The organism is Protofrankia sp. CiP1_Cm_nod1, from assembly GCF_920888515.1.
GTDB lineage: Bacteria > Actinomycetota > Actinomycetes > Frankiales > Frankiaceae > Protofrankia.
This window is the reverse complement of sequence record NZ_CAKKTM010000016.1, coordinates 1-7,185: the sequence shown is the minus strand read 5'-3', so window position 1 is coordinate 7,185 and position 7,185 is coordinate 1. Positions and strand designations below refer to the sequence as shown.

Sequence of the window (7,185 nt, the reverse complement as noted above, 5' to 3'; positions counted from 1 at the left end):
ACGCCACGCCGGCCACCGTGGCGTCCCGTCGCCGGGCCGGCCCGCGGCCCGCCTCGGACCGACCGAGCGCCGCCGCCCGACGCCGCGCCCGCATCACGGGCGCCGCGATGGCCAAGGCGCTGATGGTGGTCGGGGACAACTCCGTGGTCACCGCGTCCGTCCCCGCTGACTCCTTCTCCACGGCCGTGCCTCCGGTGGGCCCTGCCACGAACATGATGACGTCGCCTTCCGTTCCGCGATCCGGTGCTGCCCCGGCCGCGGACACCTCGTCCGTGCCTGGTGCGGGGGCAGCCGGAAGCGCACAGCCCGAATTCCCCGAAAGCGCTCAGCCCGAAAGCGCTCAGCCCGGAAACGCCCGCTCCGCAACCGAGCAGCCGCCCAGGAGCGACCAGACCGGGGGCGCACCGGGCACGACGACCACCTCGGACGCGGCGGTCGTCCAGGACCGGGTCATTCCGGTGATCGGGAGCCAGCCGGGCGGAACCGTGCCGGGCGGAACCGTGCCGGGCGGAACCGTGCCGGGCGGGAGCGTGCGGGCTGGGGCGGCGCCGGCGGACGGGAGCGGGCCGGCTTCCGCGGGGAACAGCCAGGCCTGGCCTGCCTCCCCGCAGCGGCTGGTCGCCGAGGCGGCCGGGCAGGTCGTCGTCACGCTTGCCCGGGCCATCCGACGTGACCCGCAGACCCTTGCCGCCGCCCGGGACCGGATCGTCCGCATCCTTGTCGCCGGCTCGTGGAACGCGGCGGAACTGGCCATGCACCTGGTGGACACCATGGGTGCCGGCGCCGGAGCCGGCCGGGTGGACGATCCCGTCGATCATGTGTTGCGACGGCTGGACCATCTGCCGGCGTCGTCCGCGGAATGCCTGTGCCGGTCGTGCCGGTCGTGGGCCCCGGCACCTGCCGCCACTGATCATCGTGCCGGCCCGGCCACCGCGGCCGCGCCGGCGGCGGCCCCGTCGCCCGTGGCGGTACCACTGCGGGTCCCGTCCGGCCTGCCGGAACTTGCCGCGATAGAGCAGGCGGCGGCCGCCGGAGCCGCGCAGGCTCGCGCCCGTCCACCTCGCGCCACCGGTGCTGCCTGAGCGCCGGTCATGTTACCGTACGTATCCGTCATGACCGGCGGCGCGCGTCGATGGCCGCCGGTCACCGGAGAAGATCGGCACGAGTGTGTTGCTGTGTACGTTGACGTACGTTGACGCGGCCAAAAAGCGTGCACAACAACAAACTTGCCTGGATCGTGGCCTGTACGGGCGGTTGTGGACGGGATGCGCGCTGCTTGACCGGCGCTCCAGGCTCGACCGCCACTGACGGCTGTCTGGAACGTCGGCCGGTCTGCCGCTGGGCAGGCGTGTTGCCTTCGTGGCCGATGCGGTGATGATGGGAGACCGCGGGCCCACAGGTCGGGGCTTCCGCGTAGGCCTGAGCAGGCTCCCGCCGAACAGGGCCCGCGCGGGACGGCGATCTCCTGGGCGCGGGATACACGTGGTGGGGGTGAGCGTATGTCCGGTGGCGGTGCGCGCGACAGTGCGACCGATGGGACGACCGCCCGGGGTGCGGCGCGCCAGGGCCGGTTCCCTCGTCGCGAGAAGGCTCGCGACGGTGCGGGGAAGTGCGCGCCCGCCGTGACGACCGGGCCTTGGACGGCTGGGCGCTGGACGGCTGGGCGCTGGCGGCTGCCGGTCCTTTCTCGTGCCGGGGCGGAAGAGTCTCGTGCCGGATCGGAAGAGTCTCGTGCCGGATCGGAAGAGTCTCGTGCCGGATCGGAGGAGTCTCGCGCCGGGGCGGGTGAGCCGGTCGAGAGGGCGTCCGCGGCTATGGATGCCGACGTGATCGTGATCGGTTCCGGGTTCGGTGGCAGCGTCGCCGCGCTCCGGCTCGCGGAAAAGGGGTACCGGGTCATCGTTCTGGAGGCCGGCCGCCGGTTTCCTCCCGACGCGCTGCCCCGGACCAGCTGGAACATCCGCCGTTATCTGTGGGCACCCCGGCTGGGCTGCCACGGGTTCCAGAAGTTCACCATGCTCGGCCGTGTGCTCGTACTGTCCGGAGCTGCTGTCGGCGGCGGCTCGGTGGTGTACGCGAACACGCTCTACCGTCCGCTGGAGGCGTTCTACACTGACCCGCAGTGGCGGCATGTCACCGACTGGCGCGAGGAACTGGCGCCTTATTACGATCAGGCCGAACGCATGCTCGGAGTGGTGACGAACCCGACGGTCACCTACGCCGACGAGGTGTACCGGGCGGTCGCCGAAGAAATGGGTGCCGGACATACCTTCAAGCTGTCGGACGTGGGTGTCTTCTTCGGCCGGGACGGCCGGAAGGAACCCGGTGTGGAAACCGAGGACCCCTATTTCGGGGGTGCCGGGCCGACCCGCACCGGATGCCGTGAGTGCGGCGAGTGCATGACCGGCTGTCGCTGGAACGCCAAGAACACCCTTGACCGCAACTACCTCTACCTGGCCGAGAAGATCGGCGCCCAGGTCTTTCCCGGCACCGAGGCCACCACCGTGCGCCCGCTGACCGACGGTCGCTACCCCGCCGGTCGCTACCCCGACGGTGGCTACGAGGTGGAGACGGTACGTACCGGATCCTGGGTGCGCCGTGGGCGGCGGACGTGGCGGGCGCGCCAGGTGGTGTTCGCCGGCGGGACGCTCGGTACCGTGCGGCTCCTGCTCACGATGCGGGACACCGGAGTGCTGCCGGCGCTTTCGGCGCGGGTCGGCACGCTGACCCGGACGAACTCGGAATCCATCATCGGCGCCACCAGGTTCCGCCCGGACGAGCGGATCACCAGGGGCGTGGCGATAACGTCCTCCTTCTACCCGGCCGCGGACACCCATATCGAGCCCGTCCGATACGGCCGGGGCAGCAACGCGCTGGCTCTGTTGGCCACCCTCATGACGGACGGCGGCCGGCGGGTACCACGATGGCTCACATTCGTCGGTCAAGCGTTGCGTCATCCGTTTCTGTTCCTCTACGCACCGCTGCCGTGGCGCTGGTCGGAACGCACCATGATTTCGCTGGTCATGCAGTCCCGGGACAACTCGCTCACGGTTGCCCGTCGACGGGGCCTGTTCGGCGGGCACGGGCTGACCAGCAGGCCGGGCCACGGCGAGCCGAACCCGACCTGGATTCCGGCCGGAAACGACGCGACCCGGCGGGTCGCCCGGCGCATCGACGGTTTTCCCGGCGGTACGCTGACGGAAATCTTCGACATTCCGCTGACGGCGCACATACTCGGTGGCGCCGTGATCGGGGATTCCCCGTCCAACGGGGTCGTCGACCCCTATCAGCGGGTGTTCGGACATGACGGCCTGCATGTCGTCGACGGCGCGGCGATATCGGCCAACCTCGGCGTCAACCCGTCACTGACCATTGTCGCGCAGGCTGAGCGGGCGATGGCGATGTGGCCCAACAACGGCGAACCGGACAGGCGTCCGCCGCTCGGGTCGTCGTACCGGCGGATCCCTCCGGTACGACCGGTACGTCCGGCCGTACCGGAGAGTGCTCCGGCCGCCTACCGCGTCGGCCTGCCCCTGGCCGCCGTCCGCGACCGTGGATGATGCTGGAGCAAGATCCGGACGGGCGCCGTGCCCGGTGTTTCCCGAGGCGCTGAGCTATCCGCTCACACTGTCGGACGGGTGCTCTCCGGGTCGTTCCACCCGATGTCGGGTGATTCGGCGCCAGGGCCCGCCGTCGCCGTCGTGGCCGTGTCCTCGGGCCCGGTTGGCCGTGGCTGTCGGACGCCGCCGCGGGCCGCCGCCGCGGCACTTGCCGCGCCCGCGCCGACCAGCAGGATCGCCGTCATGCCGCGCCGCCGGCGGCGGTGTATCCGTTGGAGCTTGTGCTCGGCTCTGGCCAGCTGCTGCTCGAGGAGGTGCTGTGTCTTCTCCGCGTGGGCACGCGCTTTTTCCTCCCGGTGGACGGCGCGCTGGGAGCGGGTTCTGTCGATCTGTTGCCCGGCGCGTCCGGACATCGTGCTGGCCAGGGTGGCGGCCTGCGTCGCCGCTTTGCCAGCACGGTCGGTGACAGCGCTGGACGCGGCCGGGATCTTCTCGGTGGGCACCTGCTCGGCCGCGCGGGAGATCTTCTCCGTCAGCGACCGGGCAGCCTGGGCCTGCTGGGCCCACGGGGCCTGCTGGGCTCGCGGAGCATGCGGGGCCGGCCTCGCGGGCGTCTCACCTGGGGAAGGCTCGTGGCCGCGCCGGGCCCGGCCTGCCAGCGCGCCGAAACGGTGCTCCGCGGGCACCTCGGTCGGGGAGGAATCGCGGCCACCGCGGGCCCGGTTCACTACCAGCGGCCCGAAACGGAGCCCTGCGGGCGTCTCGGTCACGGAAGAATCGTGACCACGCCACCGTCTGCTCTCTCGCTTGTTGCTCATCGGCTTCCCTTCGCGCAACTCGCGTTACGGTCTGCTGAATCTTCCTCTACCCACAATTGGGCTAAGCACAACCAGTATGCTAATCGTGACAAAATATTCGCTCCTGGTGTATCGCTGGATATCGCCAGGGCGGACTCGCCGCTGCCCGACGGCGGGCGTCTGAGCCCGGCTCCGCCGGCAGGGCTGTCAGCCATGCCAGCTCGTGCCGCGGCTCGTGCCGGCCCTTGCCAGCTCGTGCTGGCCCTGGCTGGTCCTTGCCGGCTCGTGCCGGTCCTTGCCAGCTCGTGCCGGCCCTGGCCAGCCCTGGCCGGTTCTGGCCGGAACGCGGCGTACACGGCCCGGTCCCATATGGACGGTCCCGCGCGACCGGTCGCGTACGGCCGGACGCATACGATCGGCGGAGCATTACCAGCATGGCGATCGTTGGACCTGCGACGCGACATTCGGCGTCACCGGCGATCAGCCGCTACCGGTACGACGGAAGAGAGGCTCATGGCCGAGGCGCTGTACGCTACATTGAAGACTACGCAGGGTGACATCGAGATCCTGCTGCTCAAGAACCACGCGCCGAAGACGGTGGCGAACTTCGTCGGTCTCGCCACGGGTACACGGGAGTGGACCGACCCCCGGACGGGTGAGAAGACGAAGGCGCCGTTGTACGACGGTACGATCTTCCACCGGGTGATCCCGAGTTTCATGATCCAGGGCGGTGACCCGCTGGGTACCGGCCGCGGCGGCCCGGGGTACAAGTTCGCCGACGAGTTCCACCCGGAGCTGAGCTTCTCCCGTCCGTACCTGCTGGCGATGGCGAACGCGGGCCCGGGGACGAACGGCTCCCAGTTCTTCATCACCGTGGCCCCGACGAACTGGCTGGACCGCAAGCACACCATCTTCGGTGAGGTCACCAGCGGCACCGACATCGTCGACGCGATCAGCAAGGCGCCGGCCGGGCCGCAGGACCGCCCGGCCGACGACATCGTCATCACGCAGGTCGTCGTCGAACGCCGGCAGGCGTAGCGGCCGGCGGGAACGGGAAGGCGGACGGGGAAGCGAAGGTGTCGGGACCGCTGCGATGAACCCACCCTGGTCGAGACCAGGGGATCCGGGTGTCCCGGATCCCCGCCGGGCGGTGGGCGCCGGCACCGCCTGGGCAGCCGGCCCGCGCCGGCATCAGGTGCCCGGGTACCACCACGCGTCCGGGCAGCCACCGGAGCCAGCCGGCTGGCGGCCCGCGGGCGGGTCCTCGGACCCCTCTGACGGCTGGACGCCGGACGCCCCCTCCGCCACCGGCTCCCGGCCCACGGGCCAGCCGGAGCGGGGGCCGGCGGCGCATCCCCGTCCCGTCCCCTACTGCTACCGGCACACCGACCGGGAAACCTACGTCTCCTGCCAGCGGTGCGGGCGTCCGATCTGCCCGGAGTGCATGCGTCCGGCGGCTGTGGGGTTCCACTGTCCGCAGGAGGGCGCCGCGGCGCCACACCGTGGCGCCGCCTCCCGGCGGCCGGTCACCTCGCTGGGCGGGCGGGCCATGGCCAGGCGTCCCGGGCTGCTCACCCAGGTGCTCATCGGGCTCTGCGTGGCCGCGTACGTCCTGCAGGGGCTGCCGGGCCTGGCCAGCGGGAATCTCGACAACGCCTTCACGGGGGACTACTCCCTGGACGGCCAGGGCATAGCGCTCAACGACGAGTACTACCGGCTGCTGACCGCGGCCTTCCTGCACGCGGGCATCCTGCACATCCTGTTCAACATGTACGCGCTGTACCTGCTCGGCACCCAGCTCGAACAGATCCTCGGCCGGGTGCGCTATCTCGCCCTGTTCGTCGTCTGTGCCGTCGGCGGAAATACGCTCAGTTATCTGATCAACGGACGGGACGTGTTCTCGGTCGGGGCGTCCACCGCGGTGTTCGGGTTCTTCGCGGCGTACTACGTGATCGCCAGACGGCTGCGTGTCGACACCTCGGCGATCCTCATCATCGTCGGCATCAATCTGGTCATCACGTTCACCATTCCGAACATCGACAAATGGGGCCATATCGGTGGTCTCGCGGCCGGGCTCGCGGTGGGGGCGATCTACGCCTATGTGCCGGCACGCCGCGGATGGGCGCAGGCGGCCGCGGTGGGTGCTGTTCTCGCCGCATTGCTGCTCATCGCGGTCGCCCGGACTTCCACGGTGACGTAACCGCCACCGATATTCGTTCAGGAGCGGCCCGGCGGCTTCCGGCCCCTGGCCGTGGCGGCCGGATGCTTCTGACGTGAGGATTCCCCGTCCGGTTGTCCTGGTGTGGACGTGGTTCCCCGGGCCCGCGGGCCAGTACCTCGGATGCTTTCGGTATCACCCCGAATAGGGGAAGCCGGGCGGCTTGCGTATCGGGTCAGCGCAGGCGGAGGCGGATCTCCTCCACCGTCTCGGCGACCCGTTCGGGCTCGGCACCGAGCTGACGGCGGCTGAGCATGAGCGGGCCGTCGATCGTCTCGACCGTGAGGACGCGGACGTGCACGGCGCGACGGCTGCGCGTCAGGGTGCCCGCGCGTACCCGCAGCACGGCGGCCCATGGCAGGTGCCGCCGGTGGATGCCGTCCACCAGGTCGACTCCGCCCTGATCCACATGCAGCGCCGGTCGGGCCAGGGCGTCCCGGCCGGCCAGCAGCAACAGCCCGGCCCCGACGATCCCGACCAGCAGCCGGCCGGGGCCGTCCAGCGGCCCCAGACGGGCGGCGAGCGCGCCCACGGCACCGGCCGCGAGCAGGAACGCGCCGGCGAGGGCGCACCCGGCCACCCGCCACCAGGACGGCGACCAGGTGTGCGC

General features: G+C 71.1%; 7 protein-coding genes. 4 read left to right on the top strand and 3 right to left on the bottom strand.

Going from position 1 to position 7,185, the window contains the following annotated elements; genetic code table 11:
* On the bottom strand, positions 1 to 214 hold a 214-nt coding region (locus NBX02_RS00960), incomplete at its 3' end, for a hypothetical protein (RefSeq protein WP_250289583.1).
* Positions 215 to 458: 244 nt separating this feature from the next.
* On the opposite strand from NBX02_RS00960, the gene NBX02_RS00955 reads away from it, so the two are divergent.
* Positions 459 to 1,082 (top strand): hypothetical protein, encoded by a 624-nt coding sequence (locus NBX02_RS00955; protein WP_250289581.1) that lies wholly within the window; start codon positions 459 to 461, stop codon positions 1,080 to 1,082.
* 732 nt (positions 1,083 to 1,814) lie between these two features.
* Complete coding sequence (locus NBX02_RS00950) at positions 1,815 to 3,560, top strand: GMC oxidoreductase (RefSeq protein ID WP_250282978.1); 1,746 nt, start codon at positions 1,815 to 1,817, stop codon at positions 3,558 to 3,560.
* A gap of 62 nt (positions 3,561 to 3,622) precedes the next feature.
* Here the strand turns inward: NBX02_RS00950 and NBX02_RS00945 are convergent, their stop codons facing one another.
* Positions 3,623 to 4,330, bottom strand: a complete 708-nt coding sequence (locus NBX02_RS00945; RefSeq protein WP_250282958.1) for a hypothetical protein — start codon at positions 4,328 to 4,330, stop codon at positions 3,623 to 3,625.
* Between the two features lie 540 nt (positions 4,331 to 4,870).
* Between NBX02_RS00945 and NBX02_RS00940 the strand changes: the two genes are divergently transcribed.
* A complete protein-coding gene (locus NBX02_RS00940; protein ID WP_250282956.1) occupies positions 4,871 to 5,395 on the top strand; it encodes a peptidylprolyl isomerase in 525 nt (174 codons plus the stop codon).
* 55 nt (positions 5,396 to 5,450) lie between these two features.
* Entirely contained in the window at positions 5,451 to 6,557 is a 1,107-nt protein-coding gene (locus NBX02_RS00935; protein WP_250289579.1) for a rhomboid family intramembrane serine protease, read from the top strand.
* Between the two features lie 193 nt (positions 6,558 to 6,750).
* Here the strand turns inward: NBX02_RS00935 and NBX02_RS00930 are convergent.
* Positions 6,751 to 7,185, bottom strand: a 435-nt coding sequence (locus tag NBX02_RS00930) for a PH domain-containing protein (RefSeq protein ID WP_445548190.1), incomplete at its 5' end; no start/stop codon positions are given.